Below are 22,291 nucleotides of genomic sequence, written 5' to 3'. Positions count from 1 at the left end.
ACAGGAGCCCCCGTGATCCACGACCCGCTGTACGAGCCGCCCGGACACCTGCTGACGCCCGTCGACCCCGAGGTGCCCCAGCGGGCCGCGCGGCTGCGGGAGCTGCGTCTCGGGCAGGCCCCGGACGCCGAGTTCGACGCGTTCGCCCGCGACCTCGCCGAGGCCGCCCGGCACCTCGCCGGCACCGAGCAGCCCCCGTTCGCGATGGTGAACTTCGTGACCGACCACCAGTACCTCGGCGGCCTGTACGCCCCGCAGGCGCCGGGCGCCGACGCGGCGGGCGCCGTCGAGCTCGGCCGGGAGGTGCCGCTCGACCACGGCTACTGCCCGCACGTGGTCGTGCGGCGCAAGGCCCTGGTCCTGGACGACGTGTGCGACTATCCGCGCTTCGCCGGCAACCCGGTCGTCGACAAGCTCGGCATCCGCACCTACGTCGGGGCCCCGCTCATCGACCGCACGGGGACGGTGCTCGGCACGATCTGCGTCATCGACCGCGAGCCGCGCCCCTGGGGTCATCCGGGGCTGGCGCTCATCAAGGAGCGGGCGGCGGACCTGATGCAGCTGATCCGCCGCCGTGAGGAACGCCAGGGCTAGCACCCCGCCAGGCCGCCTGCGGGACGGGGACGGAACGCGACAGCGGCGCCTGCGGCGCGGGCGCGTCGGGGCCGAGCACGCCGGTGGCGAGCAGGTTGAACTCCGTGGCGACGCCGGCGATGTCGGCCCTGAGGAACTCGATCGCCGCGCGGGCCCGGGCCGGGGCGGCGCCCGTCTCGGCGGCCCACCGCATGACCTGGCCGATCGCGAACGCGTAGGCGATCGCGCGGCCGGCCAGCACCAGCTGCTCCTGCCGCAGCTCCCCGTCGAGGAAGCCGAGGTCGAGCCGCTGCGCGCGGACCGCGGACGCCGTCAGCGGCCACTCGGCCAGGAACCGGCTGAGCGTCCGGCCGGCCGTCCTGGCGAGGCAGTACTCGGTGAGCTGCTGGCTGAGCAGATCGTTGGTGCCGTCGAAAATGGTGTAGACGCGGGCGTCCAGGAACGCCTGGGCGGAGATGTTGGTGGGCGACCCGCAGCGGTATCCCTCGCCGCCGGCGAGCTGCTGGTAATGGTGCGCCGCACTCAGCATCCGCTCCGTCGCGACCGTCTTGATGGCCTGGACGGCGGGAAATGCGCCGATCATGGCGTCCTTCATGTCCAGCGCGGTCCGCAGGTAATGGTTGAGCGCCGCGCACACGGTGTAGGAGGTGTCGATCGCCGCCAGCCGGTAACGGACGAACCGGATCCCCGAAAGCGGTCCCGGGCCGACGATGCGGGCGTCGGCGTAAGCGTGCGCCTCGCGGCTGATACGGCGCAGGAATCCGCAGCCCATCGCCGCCATCATCGCCCGCGACGCCATGAGCATTTCCACCATCGGACGCAGGTTCCGCCCGTCGGCGGGGATGCGCCGGTGCCGGGGGACGACCGCGTCGATCTCGTTGAGCCCATAATCGATCACTTTCAGGCCCAGCGGCTCGTAGGGCCGCAGCGTGCGGAATCCTTCGCTGCGTTTGACGATGAAATAGCCGTACGTGCGGCCGTTCTCGTCGTTCTTCGCGCTGACCAGCCACCAGTGGGCGCTGATGCTGAACGCCTGCCAGTGCTTGCGGCCGCGGATCCGGTAGCCGCCCTCGACCTCCTCGAAGGTGGTGGCCATGCCGGACATGGCCGAGCCGCAGCCCGGCTCGGTGGAGGCGAACCCGCAGATGGCGGGGTCGCCGCCGGCGTACAGCGGCAGCACCTCCTGCCTGGCCTCCTCGCCCGCCCACAGCACGATGGGGCGTAAGGCCACCGCGGTGATGACCGTGACGTACATGCCGAGCGGCAGGTTCCATTCGGAAATGGTCTCGACGACCCGGCACATCTCGAGATGGTCGTCGCGGCCGCCGTATTCCTTGGGCAGCGTCGGAAGCAGCACGCCCGCCCTGGTCAGCAGGGTCCAGTCGTCGGCGGGGAGGTTCTGCTGCGGGTAGGTCGCCGTGTCGAACCGTCGGGCGACCTCCTCGATGCCGGCGATGAACGCGTTCGTCGACATGGACAGGAGATCATTCATCATGGCGTCGGCTCTCATGGGTCGGTCGGTGCTCGGAAGTCCTCGTTCCGGCGGCCGGGTACACGCCGCCGTCCGCTTTCCCTGCGCGGCGGGAGACCATTGCCCGCCGCTCGATTCGTCCCCTTCCATGCGGTTCACGTCATGGTTAATCGATCGGTCACCGGACGCAAGGAACATCTGGCTTACCGTGAACGCCCGGGGAAAGCCGGTCGGCTGAAGCGACCTGCGTGAACGCATGGCACTGCATTTTCTGCTGAGGCCGCTGACAACGTTACCGACGGTCCCGCCGTTCCGATCGGGAACGAAAAATCCTGCCGGTCGCGGCAACGGCCCCGACTCCCGGAAGGGAATCGGGGCCGTCGGAAAAGGGCCCGGCCGGCGGTGCCGCCGGGGAGCGGGTCAGCCGCGTCCGGGCAGGAGCAGGATCCCGTCGCCGACGCTGCGCTCGCCCGTGGCGTCGGACGGGCGGTTGACGAGGGCGCCGCCCGCCGCGGCCATGGTCGTGGAGCCGCCGCCGTCGAAGTTCATGGCCTGCACGGCCCCGAGCGACCTCATGACCTTCGCGGCCTCCTCGATCGACAGGCCCTCGCTGTAGCCGGGCGCGCGGCCGTCCGCCGCGACCATCAGCAGCCGCCCGAGCCGGTCGACGCCGACCATGGTGCGCGGGTTACGGCGCAGCACCCAGTTGTAGTAGAACGACTGGTCGTCCCCGGTGTGGACGAGCCCGTCGGCGTAGGCGTCGACCCAGACCCGGCCGTCCCGCACCAGCTGCGGGCCGGCCCCGAGGATCGACGTCCCGGGGGCGAGCCGGACGGGGCGCCCGCGGTCGAGCACCCGCTCGGAGATCGCGAGCCTCGTGCCGGGGCGGGCGTGGGAGCGCAGCCAGTCCGCGGCGGTCCCGATCGCCTGGACGGTGCGGCCCCCGGCGGGAATGGCGGTGCCCCGCGACTCCCGCAGGTCCGTCACGCGCCCGGAACCGTCCAGGACGGCCTCGACGCCCGCCCCGGCCGGGCTCGACGCCCCGTACACGGGCGTGAACGCGACGAGTTCGTCGGGATCGGTGCAGGTCACGTCGTGCTGCGGGCGCTCGGTCGGCTGGTCGCCGCCCACGCCGCCGCAGTTGTCCACCAGCCCCGGCAGCCGGTCGACGCCGTCGAGCTCGCGCGTCGCCCGGTCCTGCGCGCGGACGCGCAGCTCGGTGCTCAGCTGCGCGAACCGCACGCCGCGGCCGCTGCGCGGCAGGATCATCGCGGTGCGGCCGTTGTTCGCCTCGCTGGTCAGCTCGCCGTCCAGCACGTGCAGCCCGGCCGAGCCGCCCTTGCCGGCCGAGGTGAAGTAGGTGCCGTTGACGCCGGCGACGGCGCCGCTGGTGCGCACGAGGTCAGACACCTTGTCCGTGGCGGTGAGCGTGCCGCCGACGGAGGAGACCACGCGGCCGGAGAACCGGCGCGGGTCGACGGTGATCACGTGGAGGCGCCACGGCCCGGTCGCCTCCGCGCCGTCCTGCGCCGTGTAGGACGTGCCGGCGGAGAATCCGGCGGCGGTGAGGGCCGGGAGGTCCTTCTTGGCGTCGGCCTCCGTCGCGTACCGGCCGACCCGGACGACATAGCCGACCCGTCCGGGGCGCACGTCGGCGAAGCGCGGGCCGTCGACGGCCTCGACGCGCGGGTGGAGACCGGCCGCCTCCAGTCGGTGCGCGGCGTCGTCGGCGGTCGCCTTGGGGGCGATGACGGCGGACGCGTTGCCGGGCACGGACAGGCGGACGTGCAGCGTCCACACGTCCTCGGGCGACTTCTCGCCGCGGACGATCGAGGTGAGCGTGACGCCCGGCGCGAGCTGCCGCGTCTCACGCTGCTCGCGCAGGGAGGACGGCCCGAGGGGCAGGGCGTGCGAACGGGTGGAAGCCGTGGCGGGGACGGCCACCACGGCGAGCACGGACGCGGACAGCGCGGCCAGGGACAGGGAGGCGAGAAGGGGACGTCTCATGCCGTCATGATCGTCGCGACCGGTGACGCGGAAGTGGACGGCGAATGATCGTTCCCCGTGCGCTCAGCCGCCGAGGCGGCGGCGGATGTCGGCGCGCAGCTCGCTCTTGGCCACCTTGCCGCCGGACGAGCGGGGCAGCCGGTTCAGGACGACGAGCCGTTCGGGATGCCATTCGCGCGAGACGCCCCGCTCGGTCAGGTGGCCGGTGAGCCCGTCCAGGTCGAGCGCGGCCCCCGGGCGCAGCTCGGCGTACACGCACACGCGTTCGCCGAACACCTGGTCCGGCATCGCGACGGCGGCGGCGAGCGCGACCGCGGGATGGGTGCCGACCTCCGCCTCGACGGCCGCGGCGCTGATGTTCTTGCCGCCCCGGATGATCAGGTCGCTCTGCCGGCCCACCACGCGCAGGCGGCCGGCCGCGTCGATCTCCACGATGTCGGCCATCAGCATCCAGCCGTCGGGGGTGAACAGCGCGCGGTCGGCCTCCGGATCGTCGTAGTAGCCGGGGGAGGCCGCGGGTCCCTTGCAGCCGGGCTGCCCGGGCCGTCCGGAGCCGGTGATGTCGGACCCGTCCGCGGGGTCGAACAGCCGCACCCGCATCTCCGGGATGACGTGCCCGGCCGTGCGGAGCCGGACCTCGCGCGGGTCGTCCAGGGTGGTGCGGCTGAGGGCACCGGTCTCGTTCGAGCCGTAGAACTGCAGGACCTTCGCGCCCGTCGCCTCCTCGAACCGCGCCGCGCGCTCGTAGGGGACGGCCTCGCCGCCGGTGAACATGCAGCGCAGCGAGCCGAGGTCGCGCCCCTTCTCCTCCTGGGCGTTGAGCAGCATGATGAACTGCGTGGTCACGCAGTGCAGGACGGTGACCCGGTGCCGCTCGATCAGGTCGAGCGCGGCGTGCGCGTCGAACCGCTCCATCAGCACGGTCGGGACGCCCAGGACCGCGGGGGAGAAGTGCGCCGACCACAGCCCGAACCCGAAGGGCGACGGGACGGCGCCGAGGAACACGTCCTCCGGCGTCAGCGCTCCCGCCCGCCGCGCCAGCTCGTGGAAGTAGAACCAGCGGTTCTGGGTGTGGGACACGCACTTGGGCAGCCCGGTCGTGCCCGAGGTCGAGTTGATGATGGCCAGGTCGTCCGGGCCGAGCGCGCGGGCGGTGAGGTCGCCGTCGCGCGGGTCGTCGGGAAGCCCGAGCCGGTCCACGACGACGTGGTGGACGAGGTCGACGCCGTCCGCGCGCAGCGCCGCCACCAGGTCCGCGGACGGCTCGCCGCGATGGGCGTGCAGCGTCACCATGGCCTTCGAGCCGGTCCGCTCCAGGAGGAACCGCAGCTCGCGGCGGCCCGCCCGCGCGCCCGCGCCGACCAGCACGAGCCCGGCCTTCTCCGCGGCGACGGCGGTCACGTGCCAGGCGGGCCCGTCCGGAAGCAGCGCCGCCACCCGCTCGCCCGGCGCCAGGCCCAGACCCGCGAGATGGCGCGCCAGCCGCGTCGAGTGCTCCTCGTAACCCGACCACGACAGCGTCCCGGCCACGGTGATGTGGGCGGCGCCGGCGGGACGCCGCACCGCCTGCCGCCGGACGTGGTCCGCGACGGTCTCCGTCCCCCACCAGCCGGCGGCCCGGTACTCCGAAACGGTCGCCTGGTCGAACGGACGGGTCACGGGTGCCTCCTCGCGGTCCGGCGGGCCGGAGCCCGAAGCCGGCCATTGTAAGCGCCCGCTTTCAGCCCGCCGCCGCGCGGGTCACCCGCCGGCGGCCGGCGGGTGTGTCGGCCGGGGCCCGGCGGGTAGGGCGGCATCGATCGCGACCGAAGACCGAACGAGGGGGTGGGTCCGATGACCGACAGCAACGAGGGGCGGTCGGAGCGACGGCGGCCGGAACGCCCGACGCTGCGGACCGGTTCGGAGACGCCGGTCGATCCGGAGGATCTGGCCATGGCCGAGGGGCAGGACCCGACGCCCGAGAACGTCGAGCGCCAGCGGCGCCGCATCGAGGAGAAGGGCGCGCGGAGGGCCACCGACGAGGCCACCCCGTAGCAGCGGCGCACTGCGGCTACGAGCCGTCCGCCGTTCAGGGCCGGTAGGCCGGGAGGACGGCGCGGGGGATGGGGCCCTTGTTGCGCTGCCCGCTCTGGGTCTCCTCCCAGGCGTGGGCCAGGATGCCGATGCTGCGGCTCAGGACGAACAGCCCGCGCGCCAGCGGGGCGGGAAAGCCCAGTTCGGCGTAGATGATGGCGGTAGCGCCGTCGATGTTCATCGGGACCGGTTTGTCCCGGCCCTCGGCGAGCAGGGCCTCCACGGATTTCCCGGCGCGCAGGTGGTCGCCGGGCACGACCCCGTCGCGGACGGCGTCCTCGACGAGCGCGAGCAGCGGGTCGCGGCGGGGGTCGCGGGGGTGGAAGCGGTGGCCGAAGCCCGGCAGGTAGCGGGGCCAGTCCGCGATCGTCTGTTCGGTCGCCGTCCGCAGGTCGAGGCCCCCGGCCTCGCGCCGCAGGACATCGTCCAGGAGTTGGACGCACTGCTCGCCGGCCCCGCCGTGGGCGTCGCCGAGCGTGTTGACGGCGCTGGCGACGGCGTTGTTGAGGCCGACGCCGCAGGTGGCGGCCATGCGGGCGATGGCGATGGACGGCGCCTGCGGGCCGTGGTCGACGGCGGCGACCAGGGCCGCCTCGAGCAGGGCGGCCTGGCGGGCGGTGGGCAGGTCTCCGCGCAGCATCAGCCAGATCATGGAGCTGAGGCCGGTGGTGCCGATGAGGTCCTGGACCGGGCGGCCGCGCAGTTCGATGACGCCGGGTTCCATGCGCGAGATGGCGGTCGCCCACCACTGCGCGACGGTGCCCGTCGGGTCGATGTCGTTCACGGGAGCCTCCTGCGCTGGACGGTCGTTCATGAGGTGACGGCGTTGTCTTCCGAGCCGCTCCAGCGGTTCCTGAGGGCGCCGCGTTCGGAGTTCTGCTCGCCGAGCAGGGGCGGGGCGGCGGTGGGGCGCAGCGGCTCGCCGTCGTGCAGGACGCCGCCGCCCGCGACCTTGAGCACGCGCCCGGAGCCGTCGGGGAACGGCAGCTCGGTGAAGAAGCCGCGGTGCGCGAGCTGCTCCAGCTCGACGGCCTGCGGGACGGTCGCGACGCGGGCGGCGGGCACGCCGGCCGGGCCGAGGATCCGCTCCCATTCCTCGGCGGTGCGGCGGCGCAGCGCCCGGTTGAGCTCCTCGGTCAGCTCCTCGCGGTGCAGCTTGCGCAGTTCCCGGTCGGTGAAGCGGGGGTCGCCGGGCAGGTCGGGCCGGTCGATCAGGGCGCAGAGCGTCTCGAACTGCTGCTGCCGGTTGGCGGCGATGTTGAGCGGGCCGTCGGCGGCCTCGAACGTCCCCGACGGCGCGGCGGTGGCGTTCTGGGTGCCCATCGGCTCGGGCGGGACGCCGCTGACCAGGTAGTTGGAGACCGCCCACCCCATCGACGACACCGCCGACTCCAGCATCGAGACGTCGAGGAACGTGCCCTGCCCGGTGCGGGCGCGGCCCGCGAGCGCGGCGGCGATGTGCAGCGCGGCGGTGAGCCCGCCCACGGTGTCGCAGACGGGGAAGCCGATGCGCAGCGGCGCGGTCTCCTTGGTGCCGGTGATGCTCATCATCCCCGAGAGCCCCTGGATGATCTGGTCGTAGGCGGGCGCCTGGCTCATCGGCCCGGTCTGCCCGAAGCCGGAGATCGCGCAGTAGACGAGCCCGGGGTTCAGCTCCCGCAGGCGCGGCCAGCCGAAGCCGAGCCGGGCGAGGACGCCGGCGCGGAAGTTCTCCAGGAGCACGTCGGCGCCGCGGACCATGTCCTCGAAGTCGGCGCGGTCGGCGGCGTCCTTGAGGTCGACCTCGATGGACTTCTTGCCCGCGTTCTGCGCCAGGAACGAGGCGCCGAGGCCGGACCGGTTCAGCTCGGCGTCCGGGCCGAGGTGCCGGGCGAGGTCGCCCTGCCCCGGCACCTCGATCTTGACGACCTCGGCCCCGAGCAGCATCAGCTGGTAGCTGCAGTAGGGGCCGGCCAGCACGTTGGTCAGGTCGAGGACCCGGACACCGCTGAGCGGTCGCTGTGACATGCGCATTGCTCCTTCAGGTCGTCGTCGTGCGCCGAGAGCCGTGTGCCGGGCCGTGCGCCGGGCCGCGCGCGGGTCAGCGCGCGGGGCTGAGCGGGTGGTCGAAGCCGCGTTCCGACATCTCCGCGGCCACCTTCTGCAGGTCCGCGGCGTACTGCTCGACGACGTCGTCGGGGAAGCGGACGGTGGGGCCGCTCAGCGACAGGGCCGCGACGACCGTCCCGGACCGGCCGATGACCGGCACGGCCACGGCGGACAGGCCGTCCTCGCGCTCGCCGTGGCTGGCGGCCCAGCCGCGGTGGGCCGCCTCGTCGATCCATTCGCGCAGCCGCTTGACGTGGCCCTCCCCGTACGGGGAGCTGACCGCGATGCGCTTGAGGAGGCTGTCCGGCGCGTCGCGCAGCAGGGCCTTGGACGAGGCGCCGGCCCAGAGCGGGAGCTCGTCGCCGACGTGGACGACGTGGCGCAGCGGCTGCGGGCTCTCCTGCTGGGCGACGCAGACGCGGTAGATGTCGCGGAGCATGTAGAGGTTGACCGTCTCCCGGCGCCGCGCCCCGAGGTCGCGCATGAACCTGCGGGTCTCCGGCGGCAGCTCCCAGCTGCTGCGGGCCAGGTGGGCCCACCGCCAGAGGCCGGGCCCGGGGAGGTAGCCGTTGGGCGCCGCCCACAGCAGGCCGTTCTGCTCCAGCGTCTGGACCAGCCGGATCACGGTCGTCTTGGCCAGGCCGGTCGCCTCGACGATCTCGCGGATCGAGATCACCGGGCGCTCCTCGCCGAGCAGGGACATGATCTCGACGGCGCGCTGGACGCTGCGGACGCCCTGGGCGTCGCCGGCCGGTTCGGCGCCGGGCTTCTTCGCTGGGCTCACGTGGTCCTCGATCTCCCCGCTATCGACAGTAATGTCCGGAAAGCTTGGCGTACTTCGCCCGGCCGCGAAGGGAGAACGGGAGCCGGTGCGGAGCCGTGCCCGCCGCGGCCCGGCGGTCCGTACGTTACACGCAGTCCATACAGCGGTCTAGTTGGACCGTCAGTCGGTTTAGGTAAATGCCGGACATATTCCGGTCCGGCTCTTCCCTCGGTGGGCCACGTCACCTATAACTAACTCACTGGTTCGAACATTAGGAACGGTGGCGGCGAGGTGACGAGGCGGATGGCGGGCATCCGGGCCGCGCTCGCGGCGCCAACTTTCTCGCCGCCGCCCCTTGTCAGCGCCCGGCGGTGGCCCGTACGTTGACTCGAAGTCCGCACGATGGCACTTGAAGTCCGCTTAGCGGATCGGGAGGAACGGATGCTGGAAGCGGTGCTCGCGGCTGCGGCCGAGGGCGAGCGGGTGCAGGCGGCGGCGCTGGTCGGCGGCCGCTGGAGCGCGACGGGTCCGCAGAGCGAACGCGTCGGCCCGTACCTGCGCAGACCGGTCAGCCGGGCCCCGGCCGCCGCCCCCGGCGACGTCGAGGCCGTCCGGGCCTACGCGCGCGCCTCGGCCCGCACGGTGGCACGGCTCGCCCCGGCCTCCCGGGCGGACGTGCTGGAGCGGGCGTCGCGCGCCGCCACCGCGAACCGCGAGGGCCTCGCCCGGCTCCTCGCCCTGGAGCTGGGCAAACCGCTCAAGGACGGGCGGGGCGAGATCGACCGGGTCGCCGACACCTTCGCGGTCTGCGCCGCCGAGGCGCGGCAGATCGGCGGCGAGACGCTCCCGGTCGCGGGATGGGCCCGCGGCGTCGGCAACACCGCCTTCACCCACCGGGCCCCGGCGGGCGTGGCCCTGGCCATCACGCCGTTCAACGCGCCCGCCAACCTGCTCGCGCACAAGCTCGGCGCCTCGTTCGCGGCCGGCAACACCACGATCGTGAAGGCGCCTCCCCAGGCGCCCGCCATCTCCACCGCGATCGTGGCGCTGCTGGTCGAGGCGGGGATGCCGTACGAGGCCGTCCAACTGCTGCACGGCGACGCCTCGGTAGGAGCCTCCCTGTGCGCGGCCGACGAGGTGGCCGTCATCAGCTTCACCGGCAGCGCCGCGACCGGGAACGCCGTCGCCAAGGCCGCCGGAGCCAAACGCCTGGTGCTGGAGTTGGGCGGCAACGCCGCCACGATCGTGTGCGAGGACGCCGACATCGCCGAGGCCGCCCGGATCTGCGCGCGGACCGGGTACAGCAACTCCGGCCAGAGCTGCATCTCCGTGCAGCGGGTCTACGTGCAGCGGTCCCGTTTCGAGGAGTTCCTCGGCCTGTTCACCGGCCAGGTCGAGACGCTGAAGGTCGGCGACCCGCTGGATCCGGACACCGACGTCGGCTCGATGGTCGACGAGGACGCGGCCGAACGCGTGGTGCGGTGGAGCGCCGAGGCCGCCGAGGCCGGCGCGCGCGTGCTGCTCGGCGGCAAGCGCGACGGCGCGACCGCGCTGCCCACGGTCGTGGCCGACCCGCCCGCCGGCTGCTCGGTCGTCCGGGAGGAGGTCTTCGGCGCGCTCGTCGCCGTCATGCCGTTCGACGACCTGGACCAGGTCGTCGAGCAGTGCAACGAGAGCCGGTTCGGGCTGCAGGCCGGCCTGTTCACCCGCGACATGGACCGCATCATCACCGCGTGGCGCGACCTGGAGGTCGGCGGGCTGGTCGTCAACGGGTCGTCCAACTTCCGGCTGGACCACGTGCCGTTCGGCGGCGTGAAGGACTCCGGCTTCGGACGCGAGTCGCCCCGCTGCATGATCGACGACTACACCGTCGTCAAGACGCTGATGCTGCGCGGGACCTCGCTGTGGGGTGCCGCGTGAGAGCGGCGGTCCTGCTCGCACCGGACGACGTGGCCGTGGTGGACGACCGGCCCGAGCCGTCCTGCGGCCCGCGGGACGTCGTCGTCGCCGTCCACGGGGTCGGGCTCTGCGGCTCCGACCTGGCCGTCGTCTCCGGCCACCGGCCGGTGCCCGCGCTGCCGTGGGTGCTCGGGCACGAGGCGTTCGGCGTCGTCGCCGCCACGGGCGACGAGGTCGCCGACCGGTTCCCCGGGCAGCGCGTCGTCATCGAGCCGAACTACCCGTGCCTGGCGTGCCCGTCGTGCCACGCCGGCGCGACGGCGGGCTGCCGGCGCCGCCGCGCCGCCGGCATCACCGACTCCGGCCTGCTCGCCGAGCGCGTCGCCGTCCCCGCGCGCTTCACCTGGCCGGTCCCCGACACCTGGGACGACGCCGACGCGGTGTGCGTCGAGCCGTTCACGGTGGCGCTGAACACGGTCCGCATGAGCGGGCTGCGCGCAGGGGACGAGTGCCTCGTCGTGGGCGCCGGCTCGCAGGGCCTGCTCGTCTCGATGGCAGTGGCGCACGCCGGGGGAGCGCCCTTCATCGTCGAGCCCCACGAGGGACGCCGCGCGCTGGCCCTCGAACTCGGCGCGCGGGACGCCGCCGAGAGCGCCCCCGCATCGGCCTTCCCCGTGGTGATCGAGACGTCCGGCGCGCCCGAGGCGTTCGAGGAGGCGCTGGAGCGCACCGCGCCCGGCGGCACCCTCATCGCGGTCGGGCAGAGCGCCCGGCCCGCCCGGCTCTCCACCTTCTCCCTCGTGCAGCGGCGCCTGACCGTGCGCGGCTGCCTCATCTACGACCACCCGGCGGACTTCCCCCGCACCATCGCGACGCTCGGCGAGCACGGCCTGCACCCCGGCCGGGTGCTGCGCGAGTGCTTCGACCTCGCCGAGGCGCCGAAGGCGTTCGCCCGCGCCGCCGAGATCGCCGGCAAGACCTGGATCAGCCTCCCCCGAGGGGGGACGACCCCCCACACCCCCCGAGCCGACTCCGTCGGAGTCGGGCTCCCCCGAACCGAGGAGACGCACCGATGACCGTGGACGTCCAACCCGAGAGCGACCGCGCGGTGTCGGTCCCCGCGGCGGAGGCGCTCGTCCGGCAACTCGAAGGCTACGGCGTCGAGTACGTCTTCGGGACCTGCGGCCACACCAACATCGCCCTGCTCGACGCGCTGGGCCGCAGCCCGATCGAGTTCGTCATCGCGCGGCACGAGCAGGCCGCCGCGCACGCCGCCGACGGCTACGCCCGCGCGTCGGGACGGCCCGGCGTGCTGCTGGTGCACGTCGGCCCGGGGATGATGAACGCCGTCACCGGGGTCGCGACCGCCGCGCTCGACTCCGTCCCGCTGGTCGCCATCGCCGGGGACGTCCCGTCCTACTACCGGGGGCGGCACCCGCACCAGGAGGTCAACCTCCACAACGACGCGGACCAGACCGCGATCTACCGCCCGTTCGTCAAGCGCGCCTGGCACGTCCACCGCGCCGAGGACCTCGGACGGTTCACCGAGCGCGCGTTCTGGACCGCGACGTCGGGACGCCCCGGCGCGGTGCTGCTGAACGTCCCGATGGACCTGTTCTCCCGCCCGGTCGCCCCCGCGGAGCACCCGCTTCCGGCCGACGAGTCGGGCCCGGACCTGCCGGCCCCGACCGCCGAGCGGATCGCGGCGCGGCTCGCCGGGGCCGAGCGTCCGCTGATCTACCTCGGCGGCGGGCTGCGCGGGGAGACGGGCCGCGGCGCGCTGCTCTCGCTCGCCGAGCACCTCGACGTCCCGATCGTCCATTCGCTGATGGGCAAGGGCGCCGTCCCCGACGACCACCCCCTGCTGCTCGGCATGCCGGGCTTCTGGGGGCTGGAGACCACCAACGACTACGCGCGCAACGCCGACGTCGTCCTCGCCCTGGCGACCAGGTTCGCCGAGACCGACGCCAGCTCGTGGGACGACCGCTACACCTGGAACCTCGGCGGCCCGGACTCCGCGGGGCGGCTCATCCAGATCGACATCGACGCCGCCGAGATCGGCCGCAACTACCCGGTCGAGATCGGCGCCGTCGCCGACGTGACCCTCGCCCTCCAGGCCATCGGCAGGGCGGTGCGGGACGTCCGCCCCGAGCCGGTGGAGCGTCCCGGCCTGCGCGAGCGGATCCGCGTCGCCCGCACCGAGCTGTTCGAGCGCAGCCGCGAGCGCGGCCGCAGCGCCGACTTCCCGCTGCGGCCCGAGCGCATCCTCGCCGACCTGCGCGAGGCGCTGCCCGCCGACGCGGTGCTGGTCACCGACGTCGGCTGGAACAAGAACGGCGTCGCCCAGTGCTACGAGCTGCCCGCCGAAGGCCGCTTCATCACCCCCGGCGGCGCGTCCACGATGGGCTTCGGCCCGGCCGCCGCCGCCGGCGTGCAGATCGGCGCCCAGGACCGCGTCGTGGTCGCGCTCGTCGGCGACGGCGGGATGAGCGCGCAGCTGCCGGCCGTCCCGATGGCCGTGGAGCAGGGCCTGCCGGTGATCTTCGTGGTGATGAACAACCGCGCCCACGGCACGATCGCCGACCTGCAGGCCGCCAACTTCGGCGCCAGCTACGGCTGCGAGTTCCGCGACCCCGAAGGCCGTCCCTACAGCCCCGACTTCGCCGCCTACGCCGAGGCGTGCGGAGCCGACGGACACCGGATCACCGCGGCGGACACCCTGCTGCCGGCGCTCCGCGCGGCCGTCACCGCACGCCGCCCGGCCGTCCTGGACGTGCCGATGGTCAACGAGCCTGTGCCCACACCCGGGCACTGGAACATCAACGACATCTACCAGGGTGTCTTCCCCGACGACAGCGGCCACCCCTCGCCGTCCACCCCCTGAGCCCATCCCCGCACCCACCCCCGACGTCTCCACCCACCGAGGTGAATCCCATGCGCACCATCCCCCGACTCCGTGTCTCCGCCCTGGCCGCCGGAGTCCTCGCCGCGGGCCTGACCGCGGCCTGCGGCGCCCCCGGTGAGTCGAAGGACTCCGGCTCCGGCGGCGACGGCCCCATCAAGATCGCCGTGGTCGACGCGCAGAGCGGCCAGCTCAGCTCGCTCGGCAAGTGGGAGTACAAGGGAGCCAAGCTCGCCGTCGACGAGTGGAACAAGGCCGGCGGCATCGACGGCCGCACCATCAAGCTGGACGTCTTCGACGACCAGGGCGACCCGACCGTCGGCACCAACCTCGCCCGCAAGATCGGCAGCCAGCACTACATCGCGATGATCGGCACCGCCGAGAGCGCCGTCACCATCGCCATGGCGCCCACCCTGCGCCAGCAGGAGATCCCGAACATCGCCTCCGGCCAGTCCAACGGGATGGTGGCGCTGAAGAGCCCGTTCCTGTTCCTCAACGGGCCCACGTCCACCACCTACGACGAGACGCTCGCCAAGTACGTGGTGGACACCCGGAAGATGAAGAAGATCGCGATGATCAGCAACAACGGCTCCTACGGGAAGGGGGAGCACGACGCCTTCCTCAAGGCGCTCGGCGACCGCGGGATCAAGCCCGTCGCCGACGAGGTCGTCACCACCGACCAGAAGGACTTCAGCGCCCAGCTCACCAAGATCCGGCAGCGGTCGCCCGAGGCCATCTTCATCGGCTCGGAGGAGGTCGAGTCCGGCCTGATCGTCAAGCAGGCCCGCGACCTCGGCATCACCGCGCCGTTCGCCGGCGCCGCCCCGCAGGGCACGCCCGTCTACCGCGACACCGCGGGCGTGAAGAACGTCGAGGGCACCATCGTCAGCTCGCCCTACCTCAGCAACGACGTCAGCGAAGCGTCCAAGAAGTTCGCCGCCGCCTACAAGGCCGCCTACGGCGAGGCCGCCGAACTGCACGGCGCCAAGGCCTACGACGGGACCTCGATCCTGCTCACCGCGCTCAAGAACAGCAAGGTCGCGACCGGCAAGAAGCTGGCGGACGCCATCCGGGCCGTGCGGTACCAGGGGCTGCTCGGCGACTTCCAGTACGACGAGACGGGGGTCGGCATCAAGGCGACCTCCATCGGGATCATGAAGAACGGGACCGTCGTCAAGGCCGGCGGCTGACATGCAGGTCTTCCTTCAGACACTGATCGGCGGGCTGAGCCTCGGTGCGATCTACGCCCTGGTGGCGATGGGGTTCTCCCTCGTCTACCGCACGATGGGCCTGGTCAACTTCGCGCACGCCGACGTGCTCATGATCGGCGCCTACGCCGCGTCCACGTTCTACATGTCGACCAAGCTGCCCTTCGCCCTGGCCATGGTGCTGGCCATCGCGGTGACCGGCCTCATCGGCCTGTTCATCGAGCGGGTGCTGCGGCCGCTGGAGAACAAGGACTTCACCCTGATGCTGATCGGCACGATCGGCTTCGGGATGGTCCTGCAGGCCGTGGCCGTCCTGATCTGGGGGGCGACCGGACGCGCCGTCCGCACGCCGGTCGGCGGCGCCCCGCTGGAGTTCTTCGGGCTCCGCGTCCGCACCTACGACCTCGTCGTGCTGGCCATCGCGGCGGTGGCGGTGTTCCTGCTCGTCGCGTTCCTCCAGCGCACCAAGATGGGCGCCGCGATGCAGGCGGTCGCGATGGACCACGAGGCGGCCACGGCGGTCGGCATCCACGTCGGCCGCAGCAACGCGATCGCGTTCGCGATCGGCGCCGGGCTCGCCGCGCTGGCCGGCGGGCTGGTCGGCCCGCTGCTGTACGTGAACCCGACGATGGGCGGCACCATCGGGATCAAGGGGTTCGCGGCCGCCATGCTCGGCGGCTGCGGCAACATCCCCGGCGCCATCGCCGGCGGGTTCGCGATCGGGGTCCTGGACTCCTTCGCCGCCGGCCACTTCCAGGGCTACTCCGAACTGGTGGTGTTCCTGGTCTTCACCGTGGCCATCATGATCCGCCCGACCGGGCTGTTCGGCGAGACGACGGTGAGCCGCGCATGAACGCACTCCTCAGGCATCGAAACATGCCCAAACTCGGGACGGTGGTGCTGCTGGCCCTCGCCGCCTGGCTGCTGCCGTACACGGTCGGCGGCTACGCGATCCACGTCGTCGACATCGCGCTGGTGTTCGCGCTGCTGGCGATCGGCATGGGCCTGGCCATGGGCATCGCCGGGCAGATCAACCTGGCGCAGATCGCGTTCTTCGGGGTCAGCGCGTACGCGACCGCGATCCTCACCACCCACAACGGCTTCGGGTTCTGGCCCGCCGCCGCGCTGGCGCTGGTGGCGTCCGCGCTGATCGGGCTGCTGGTCGGCATCCCGGCGCTGCGGATGCAGTCGCACTACCTCGGGATCGTCACGCTCGGGCTCGCGCTCGGGTTCATCAACTGGACGACCAACGCCGAGATCGCGGGCGGCGCCGAGGGCATCTCGGCGATCCCCGTCCCGCCGATGTTCGGCGTCGACCTGTCCAGCGAATACCTCTACTACTACCTCGAAGTGATCGTGTTCGCGCTCGCGCTGGCGTTCGGTCTGTTCGTGGTCCGCACCGGGCTCGGCCGCCGGATGATGGCCATGCGCGACGACCCGCTCGCCGCGGGCGCGGTCGGCGCGGAGATCCCGCTGCTGCGGATGACGGCGTTCATGCTGTCGAGCCTGTTCGGCGGCCTCGCGGGCGTGCTGTACGCGGGGCTCATCCGCTACATCGCGCCCGACACCTTCAACATCGCCAACATGTTCCTGCTGCTGGCGATGGTCGTGATCGGCGGCCGGCAGAGCCTTGTCGGCTGCGTCGTCGGCGCGGTCGGCCTGACGCTGATCCGCGAGCAGCTGGTGGACTACCCCACCTACGCCCAGCTCGGTTTCGGCGTCGTCGTGGTCCTCATGGTGGTCTTCGCGCCGACCGGGCTCGCGGGGGTGCCCACCCGGTTGAAGGCCCTTCTGGACCGCCGACTCGGCCGGACCTCGGAACGGGCCGTCCTGCGGTCGTTCGAGCCGTACGAGGCGGTGGCGGAAAGAGAAACGGCCGGTGAATCGCGGCCGATGCTCGAAATCAACGAAATCTCCAAGCAATTCCGCGGGCTGAAAGCACTGAAAGAAGTGTCGCTCACGGTGAAGCGCGGTGAGATCCGCGGCATCGTGGGGCCGAACGGCTCGGGGAAGACCACGCTCTTCAACGTCATCAGCGGCTTCTACAGACCGTCCGGCGGACGGGTGCTGATGGAGGGGAACGTCGTCTCCGGCTCGCGCCCGTACCGGCTCTCGCGGCTCGGCCTGGCCCGCACGTTCCAGAACCTCCGGCTGTTCGGGGAGCTGACCGTCCGGGACAACCTGCTGGTCGCGCTGGACCGGTCCCGCACGTACGCGATCTGGAAGTACGCGCTGTGGCCCATCGGGATCTGGCGGCAGGAGCGCCGCCTGCACCGGCAGGCCGACGCGCTGCTCCGCCGGTTCGGGCTGGCCGAGTTCGCCTCGGCGGCGCCCGGCTCGCTGCCCTACGGCATCCAGCGCCGGATCGAGATCGCCCGCGCGATGGCCGGGTCGCCGCGCCTGCTGCTGCTCGACGAGCCCGCCGCCGGGCTGAACGGCGAGGAGGTGCGCCAGCTCGCCGAGATCGTCCGGTCCATCCGGGACAGCGGCGTCACCGTCGTGCTCATCGAGCACAACATGGGCCTGGTGATGTCGCTGTGCGAGCGGGTGACGGTCCTCGCCGGCGGGTCGATCATCGCCGAGGGGACGCCCGCCGAGGTCGTCGCCGACCACGCGGTGATCGAGGCGTACCTCGGGGACTCCGCCATGGCCGAGATGCCGCTGCCGAACCCGAGCGAGGTGAGCTCATGAACGCCGACACCACGACCGAGGACGGCGAGCGGACCGAGGCCGCCGCGCGACCGGAACCGGCGACGCTCACCGTGGAGGACCTCTCGGTCCACTACGGGGGCGTCTGCGCCGTCAGCTCGATCGGGTTCACGGTCGAGCCCGGCCAGTCGCTCGGGATCATCGGCGCGAACGGCGCGGGCAAGACCTCGACGCTCAAGGCGCTGATGGGGCTGGTGCCGCGCAGCGGCGGGCGCGTCACCTTCGGCGACACGGACCTCACCAAGGTCAAGGCGCGCGACGTCGTCCGGCACGGGATCGGCTACGTCCCCGAGGGCCGGCACGTCTTCCCCGGCCTCACCGTGGAGAAGAACCTGATGCTCGGCGCGTACGCCCGCCCGTGGCGCGGCGCGGAGACGAAAGGGTCGCTCACCGAGGTCTACGAGCTGTTCCCGGTGCTGGGGGAGATGCGGTCGCGCCTGGCGGGCGCGCTGTCCGGCGGCCAGCAGCAGATGCTGGCCGTGGGGCGCGCGCTGATGGCCCGGCCCCGGCTGATCCTGCTGGACGAGCCGTCCATGGGCCTGTCGCCCAAGCTCGTCGAGGACATCCTCGCGGTCCTGCTGCGGCTGCGCGAGGAGGGCCTCAGCCTGCTGCTGGTCGAGCAGAACGCCAAGCTGACGTTCGAGGCGACCAGCGACTGCGTCGTCATGGAGAACGGCGAGGTCGCGATGGTCGGCACCTCCCGCGACCTGCGCGACGACGTCCAGGTCCGCCGCATCTACCTGGGCCTCTAGGCGGCTGCGGAGTCCAGGGGCCGTGCCGCGCGCCGACGCGGCGCGGCCCCTCGCCCTGCCGGAGGCGGCATGAGGGACAGATCCGGGACGACCGGACATGCGAGCGCCCGCCGGCGGCCGGGGGTCTCCCGGGCCGCCGGCGGGCGGAGGACGAGCGCGCCGCGCGGGTCAGCGGCAGAACGGCTTCATGCCCATCGCGGACTCGATGCCGTTCAGCACCAGGCTCTGGAACTCCTTGGCGCCGGGGAAGGTCGTGCCGTCGTCGGTGAACGCCTTGGCGTCGTGCCCGAGCGTGGTCAGCCAGGCGCGGCCGCCGTCGTAGTACTGGCACCAGGCGACGGGATGGAACGAGCCGTGCCCCGGGTGGTTCATGTTGCCCGCGACGCCCTGGGTGAGGGTCTTCTCGTCCACGGTGGCGAGGAACCGCACCTCGCTCGGGAACGGGATGAGGTTGTACCACTCGTCGCTGAAGTTCCACCGGCCCGGCAGCCCCGCGGTGGAGGCGTCCTTGCGGTCGACGGTCTGGACGGTTCCGGGCTGCGCGCGCCCGTGGTCGTAGAAGTTGGCGCCGCCGAGGAGCCCCTCGTACCAGGGCCAGTTGTACTCGGTGCCGAAGGCGTTGTGGATGCCGACGAACCCGCCGCCGCCGCGGATGTACTGCCGCAGCGAGGTCTGGGCCGCGTCGTCGAGGGTGTCGCGGGTGGTGCTCATGAAGACGACGGCGTTGTAGCGCAGCAGCGTCGACGGCGAGGCGAGCTGCGTCACGTCCTCGGTCCAGTCGACGCCGAACCCGTTGTCCTGCCCCATCTTCACCAGGGCCTTCTGGGCCACGTTGGCGTCGCTGAGCGGCGGGTTCAGGCCCGCGCCGAGCGCCGGGCCGAGGTTGGCGTGCCGGGGGCCGGCGGTGCGGCTGTAGACGAGGATCCGGTAGCCCTTGGCGGGGTCGAAGTTGCCCCAGTCGTGGTAGCAGCGGGGGTTCGTGCCGCGGCAGACGCCGTAGACCGGGTCGCCGAGCTCCTGGGCGCCGGCGTTCTTCGTCTTGGCGAGCGGGCCGGCCGCGGCGGGCGCGCCGCCGGTCAGCGTCGCCGCGGCCAGCACGGCGGCCGTGCCGAGCGCCGCGCCGAACGCCGTCAGCAGGGGGGACGAGGGTCTCCTCATGGGGTGGGTTCCTTTCCGGCATTCGCTGATCCATCTAGCGGACCAATTGAACCGTCTAGAGGTTCTAGGACGATCTCACTTCGAACTGCCGTCGGCAATACCCGGACGCCGCCCGCCGTCGCCGAGTTTCGCGAATCTCGCCGTCATGACTGGTGAAATTACCGATGTGCGGGAGCCGTTCGAGGTGCAGGCTATTGCCAGGGCCGCCGGAGCGGCTTACCGTGTCGTCCGTCGATCGGATCATTAAGTCCGCCTAGCGGACCACGGGATGGGAGAGAGCATGGATCGACGGAACTTCCTGACCGGGGCGGCCGCGGTCGTCGGCGGCACCGTGGCCTTCACGCCGCTCCGCACTCCGGCGGCCGGCGCCGACACCGGCGCCTCCGGCCTCGCGCTGCCCGTCCCGCCGCAGCCGACCGCCTTCGGGACCACCGGCCGCGACTTCCCCAAGGTCTGCGGCGACCTCGGGAACCAGAACCACTCCGCCCTGCGGAGGATCAACCGCGGGAACGTCCGGCACCTCGGCGGCGCCTGGCACACCAACCTCGAGGGCGGCAGCACGTCCGGGCGCGCGCAGCAGAGCACGATCGTCGCCCAGGACGGCGTGCTCTACGTCCAGAGCGCCCAGCAGAACGTCTTCGCCGTCGACGGCCGCACCGGCGAGATCAAGTGGAAGACCAGCGTCGGCTCGCAGCAGACCAACATGCGCGGCGTCGGGCTGGGGGAGGGGCTGGTCTTCACCACGTCCGGCTCCAACATCGTCTACGCGCTCGACCAGAAGACCGGCGCCGTCGTGTGGCAGCGCGAACTGCTCGTCGCCGGTGAGGGCGACCCGAACTGCGACCCGCAGGAAGGCCAGTGCGGCGGCAACCGCGGCGGCCTCGCCGGCGCCATCGTCTACTTCGACGGCCTCATCTACGTCGGCACCGAGGGCAGCACCGCCGGCGCCCGCGGCCGCGCCTACGCCCTCAACGCCCGCACAGGCGAGATCGCCTGGACGTTCTGGGGCCCGCCCGGACCCGGCGAGTTCGGCAACGACACCTGGGAGGGCGACACCTGGAAGACCGGCGGCGCCGTCTGCTGGATCCACCCGGCGATCGACCCCGAGCTCGGCCTCGTCTACTGGACGTTCGGCAACCCCTATCCGCGCACCAACGGCTCCACCCGCGGCGGGACGAACCTGTTCGCCAACTGCCTGGTCGCCATCGACGCCAAGACCGGCAAGCGGCGCTGGCACTTCCAGTCCGTCCACCACGACATCTGGGACTTCGACAACGTCATGGCGCCGGTCCTGATCGACCTGAGGATCGGCCACCGCAAGCGCAAGGTCGTCGTGTACGGCAGCAAGGTCGGGATGTTCTACATCCTGGACCGCGAGACCGGCAAGGGCGTGCACGGCATCACCGAGCGCCCCGTCCCGCAGGAGCCGCGGCAGAAGACCTGGCCGACGCAGCCGTTCCCGGGCGGCGAGCCGTTCGTGCACCAGGCGCCGAGCTACCACGACACCACCCGGCCCGTCCCGTACTACCCGACCGGCGAGATCTTCACGCCGTTCTGGGACGACGCGACCATCCTGTTCCCCGGCGCCGGCGGCGGCGCGGACTGGTCGTACATGTCGTTCAGCCCGTACACCGGGTTCGTCTACGTCGGGTACGGGCTCATCAACTCCTCCTACTCCAACACCAACGGCGGACGCGTCAACACCGCGCGGCCGCTCGGCGAGTACTTCTCCGGCGGCATCGTCGCCGTGGACCCGCGCACCAACAAGCCCGTGTGGCGCAAGGAGGGCGAGTGGTCGCTCGCCCACGGCAACGGGATCCTCACCACCGCCGGACGCATCATGTTCCAGGGCGGCCCGGACGGCGTGCTGCACGCGATGGACGACGCCACCGGCCGCGACCTGTGGAGCTGGCAGTGCGGCGCCGGCGTCCACACCAGCCCGGTCACCTACGAGATCGACGGCGAGCAGTACATCGCGGTCTTCGCCGGCGGCAGCGGACTGCCCTACCCCGACATCCCCAAGGGCGACCACCTGTGGGCGTTCAAGCTGAACGGCCAGATCGGCCCGGCGCCCGCGCCGACCCCGCCGTCCAAGCGCAACCAGATCCGCACCGCGCCCGTCGCCGGCGCGGACGCGAACAACACCGTCACCCTCGGCCGGATCTGGAACTCCGCCGCGGGCGCGCCCGGCGGCGAGGAGAACACCGTCGCGCAGAACGCGATGTCCCCGCAGAACATGACCGTTCCGGTCGGCACCGAGGTCACGTTCGTGAACCCGTCCGGCAACGAGCACTCGCACGGCGCCGCGTCGTTCTTCGAGCACGTGTTCAACACCGGGAGGCTCAAGCCCGGCGAGTCCTCCAAGCACACGTTCACCAAGCGCGGCGAGTACTTCTACAACGACCCGGTCTTCCCGCAGAGCACCGGGAAGATCGTCGTCCAGTGACCCCCGGGGCGGTGAGCCCCGGGCCGCACAGATCCCCCACGGAAGGGAAGCACCAGAGATGACCCTCCACATCCCCGACGCCCAGACCGCGCACGTCGACCTCCCCGACACACAGGCGCAGGACGCCGCCGCCCAGCGGGCCGCCTCCTGGGCCACGCCCGACTACCAGGTGGTGGAGACCTCTCTGGAGGTCACGGCCTACTTCGGCGTCGAGATCTGAT

At 72.4% G+C, this 22,291-nt stretch carries 18 protein-coding genes; 11 read left to right on the top strand and 7 right to left on the bottom strand.

The genetic code is table 11. From position 1 onward, the window contains the following. Positions 1 to 12: 12 nt before the first annotated feature. Complete coding sequence (locus QP089_RS08660; RefSeq protein ID WP_285910861.1) at positions 13 to 594, top strand: GAF domain-containing protein; 582 nt, start codon at positions 13 to 15, stop codon at positions 592 to 594. Here the strand turns inward: QP089_RS08660 and QP089_RS08655 are convergent. The 3 genes from QP089_RS08655 to QP089_RS08645 form a co-directional block, all read right to left on the bottom strand. Then, positions 533 to 2,089: an acyl-CoA dehydrogenase family protein gene (locus QP089_RS08655; RefSeq protein WP_285910860.1), complete on the bottom strand. Its 1,557-nt coding sequence runs from the start codon at positions 2,087 to 2,089 to the stop codon at positions 533 to 535. The two genes, QP089_RS08660 and QP089_RS08655, sit on opposite strands and share 62 nt — an antisense overlap. A gap of 396 nt (positions 2,090 to 2,485) precedes the next feature. Beyond that, the gene (locus QP089_RS08650) at positions 2,486 to 4,072 is read right to left on the bottom strand and encodes a phosphodiester glycosidase family protein (protein WP_285910859.1); all 1,587 of its coding nucleotides are present in this window, start codon (positions 4,070 to 4,072) and stop codon (positions 2,486 to 2,488) included. Between the two features lie 63 nt (positions 4,073 to 4,135). Then, positions 4,136 to 5,731, bottom strand: coding sequence for a class I adenylate-forming enzyme family protein (locus QP089_RS08645; protein ID WP_285910858.1), 1,596 nt, complete (start codon positions 5,729 to 5,731; stop codon positions 4,136 to 4,138). A 174-nt stretch (positions 5,732 to 5,905) separates the two neighbouring features. Between QP089_RS08645 and QP089_RS08640 the strand changes: the two genes are divergently transcribed. Continuing rightward, positions 5,906 to 6,106, top strand: coding sequence for a hypothetical protein (locus QP089_RS08640; RefSeq protein ID WP_285910857.1), 201 nt, complete (start codon positions 5,906 to 5,908; stop codon positions 6,104 to 6,106). A gap of 34 nt (positions 6,107 to 6,140) precedes the next feature. Here the strand turns inward: QP089_RS08640 and QP089_RS08635 are convergent, their stop codons facing one another. From QP089_RS08635 to QP089_RS08625, 3 genes are all read right to left on the bottom strand, one after another. Then, positions 6,141 to 6,929 carry a citryl-CoA lyase gene (locus QP089_RS08635; RefSeq protein WP_285910856.1) on the bottom strand — a complete coding sequence of 263 codons (789 nt, stop codon included), beginning with the start codon at positions 6,927 to 6,929 and terminating at the stop codon, positions 6,141 to 6,143. Positions 6,930 to 6,955: 26 nt separating this feature from the next. Beyond that, the gene (locus QP089_RS08630; protein WP_285910854.1) at positions 6,956 to 8,152 is read right to left on the bottom strand and encodes a CaiB/BaiF CoA transferase family protein; all 1,197 of its coding nucleotides are present in this window, start codon (positions 8,150 to 8,152) and stop codon (positions 6,956 to 6,958) included. 73 nt (positions 8,153 to 8,225) lie between these two features. Beyond that, entirely contained in the window at positions 8,226 to 9,017 is a 792-nt protein-coding gene (locus QP089_RS08625; protein ID WP_285910853.1) for an IclR family transcriptional regulator, read from the bottom strand. Positions 9,018 to 9,437: 420 nt separating this feature from the next. Here QP089_RS08625 and QP089_RS08620 point away from each other — a divergent pair, with 420 nt between their 5' ends. The 7 genes from QP089_RS08620 to QP089_RS08590 are packed head-to-tail and all read left to right on the top strand — an operon-like array spanning position 9,438 to position 18,466. Next, positions 9,438 to 10,916 carry an aldehyde dehydrogenase family protein gene (locus tag QP089_RS08620; RefSeq protein ID WP_285910852.1) on the top strand — a complete coding sequence of 493 codons (1,479 nt, stop codon included), beginning with the start codon at positions 9,438 to 9,440 and terminating at the stop codon, positions 10,914 to 10,916. Then, positions 10,913 to 11,971 carry a zinc-dependent alcohol dehydrogenase gene (locus QP089_RS08615; protein WP_285910851.1) on the top strand — a complete coding sequence of 353 codons (1,059 nt, stop codon included), beginning with the start codon at positions 10,913 to 10,915 and terminating at the stop codon, positions 11,969 to 11,971. The genes QP089_RS08620 and QP089_RS08615 overlap by 4 nt, the downstream gene beginning before the upstream one ends. After that, on the top strand, positions 11,968 to 13,779 hold the full coding sequence (locus QP089_RS08610; RefSeq protein WP_285910850.1) for a thiamine pyrophosphate-binding protein: 1,812 nt from the start codon (positions 11,968 to 11,970) through the stop codon (positions 13,777 to 13,779). Before QP089_RS08615 ends, QP089_RS08610 begins: the two co-directional genes overlap by 4 nt. 50 nt (positions 13,780 to 13,829) lie before the next feature. Continuing rightward, complete coding sequence (locus QP089_RS08605) at positions 13,830 to 14,987, top strand: ABC transporter substrate-binding protein (RefSeq protein WP_285910849.1); 1,158 nt, start codon at positions 13,830 to 13,832, stop codon at positions 14,985 to 14,987. A 1-nt stretch (position 14,988) separates the two neighbouring features. Next, positions 14,989 to 15,858 carry a branched-chain amino acid ABC transporter permease gene (locus QP089_RS08600; protein ID WP_151539931.1) on the top strand — a complete coding sequence of 290 codons (870 nt, stop codon included), beginning with the start codon at positions 14,989 to 14,991 and terminating at the stop codon, positions 15,856 to 15,858. Positions 15,859 to 15,881: 23 nt separating this feature from the next. Then, complete coding sequence (locus tag QP089_RS08595) at positions 15,882 to 17,696, top strand: branched-chain amino acid ABC transporter ATP-binding protein/permease (RefSeq protein WP_285910848.1); 1,815 nt, start codon at positions 15,882 to 15,884, stop codon at positions 17,694 to 17,696. Further along, positions 17,693 to 18,466: an ABC transporter ATP-binding protein gene (locus QP089_RS08590; protein ID WP_285910847.1), complete on the top strand. Its 774-nt coding sequence runs from the start codon at positions 17,693 to 17,695 to the stop codon at positions 18,464 to 18,466. The genes QP089_RS08595 and QP089_RS08590 overlap by 4 nt, the downstream gene beginning before the upstream one ends. 168 nt (positions 18,467 to 18,634) lie before the next feature. Here the strand turns inward: QP089_RS08590 and QP089_RS08585 are convergent, their stop codons facing one another. Further along, positions 18,635 to 19,624: a ThuA domain-containing protein gene (locus tag QP089_RS08585; RefSeq protein ID WP_285910846.1), complete on the bottom strand. Its 990-nt coding sequence runs from the start codon at positions 19,622 to 19,624 to the stop codon at positions 18,635 to 18,637. A 280-nt stretch (positions 19,625 to 19,904) separates the two neighbouring features. Between QP089_RS08585 and QP089_RS08580 the strand changes: the two genes are divergently transcribed. Together QP089_RS08580 and pqqA are read left to right on the top strand one after the other, a co-directional pair. Continuing rightward, positions 19,905 to 22,070 (top strand): outer membrane protein assembly factor BamB family protein, encoded by a 2,166-nt coding sequence (locus tag QP089_RS08580; protein ID WP_285910845.1) that lies wholly within the window; start codon positions 19,905 to 19,907, stop codon positions 22,068 to 22,070. A 58-nt stretch (positions 22,071 to 22,128) separates the two neighbouring features. Next, complete coding sequence (gene pqqA, locus QP089_RS08575; protein WP_285910844.1) at positions 22,129 to 22,290, top strand: pyrroloquinoline quinone precursor peptide PqqA; 162 nt, start codon at positions 22,129 to 22,131, stop codon at positions 22,288 to 22,290. The last annotated feature ends 1 nt before the right edge of the window (position 22,291 follow it).

Source organism: Actinomadura opuntiae, assembly GCF_030283205.1.
In the GTDB taxonomy this organism is placed as follows: domain Bacteria; phylum Actinomycetota; class Actinomycetes; order Streptosporangiales; family Streptosporangiaceae; genus Spirillospora.
The sequence above is the reverse complement of the archived record's forward strand: the minus strand, read 5'-3'. Positions and strand labels throughout refer to the sequence as shown.

Coding starts and splice junctions, on each gene's coding strand:
- QP089_RS08655 (WP_285910860.1), bottom strand. CDS start 2,089: ATGATGAATGATCTCCTGTCCATGTCGACGAACGCGTTCATCGCCGGC.
- QP089_RS08650 (WP_285910859.1), bottom strand. CDS start 4,072: ATGAGACGTCCCCTTCTCGCCTCCCTGTCCCTGGCCGCGCTGTCCGCG.
- QP089_RS08640 (WP_285910857.1), top strand. CDS start 5,906: ATGACCGACAGCAACGAGGGGCGGTCGGAGCGACGGCGGCCGGAACGC.
- QP089_RS08630 (WP_285910854.1), bottom strand. CDS start 8,152: ATGTCACAGCGACCGCTCAGCGGTGTCCGGGTCCTCGACCTGACCAAC.
- QP089_RS08620 (WP_285910852.1), top strand. CDS start 9,438: ATGCTGGAAGCGGTGCTCGCGGCTGCGGCCGAGGGCGAGCGGGTGCAG.
- QP089_RS08610 (WP_285910850.1), top strand. CDS start 11,968: ATGACCGTGGACGTCCAACCCGAGAGCGACCGCGCGGTGTCGGTCCCC.
- QP089_RS08605 (WP_285910849.1), top strand. CDS start 13,830: ATGCGCACCATCCCCCGACTCCGTGTCTCCGCCCTGGCCGCCGGAGTC.
- QP089_RS08600 (WP_151539931.1), top strand. CDS start 14,989: ATGCAGGTCTTCCTTCAGACACTGATCGGCGGGCTGAGCCTCGGTGCG.
- QP089_RS08595 (WP_285910848.1), top strand. CDS start 15,882: ATGCCCAAACTCGGGACGGTGGTGCTGCTGGCCCTCGCCGCCTGGCTG.
- QP089_RS08590 (WP_285910847.1), top strand. CDS start 17,693: ATGAACGCCGACACCACGACCGAGGACGGCGAGCGGACCGAGGCCGCC.
- QP089_RS08585 (WP_285910846.1), bottom strand. CDS start 19,624: ATGAGGAGACCCTCGTCCCCCCTGCTGACGGCGTTCGGCGCGGCGCTC.
- QP089_RS08580 (WP_285910845.1), top strand. CDS start 19,905: ATGGATCGACGGAACTTCCTGACCGGGGCGGCCGCGGTCGTCGGCGGC.
- pqqA (WP_285910844.1), top strand. CDS start 22,129: ATGACCCTCCACATCCCCGACGCCCAGACCGCGCACGTCGACCTCCCC.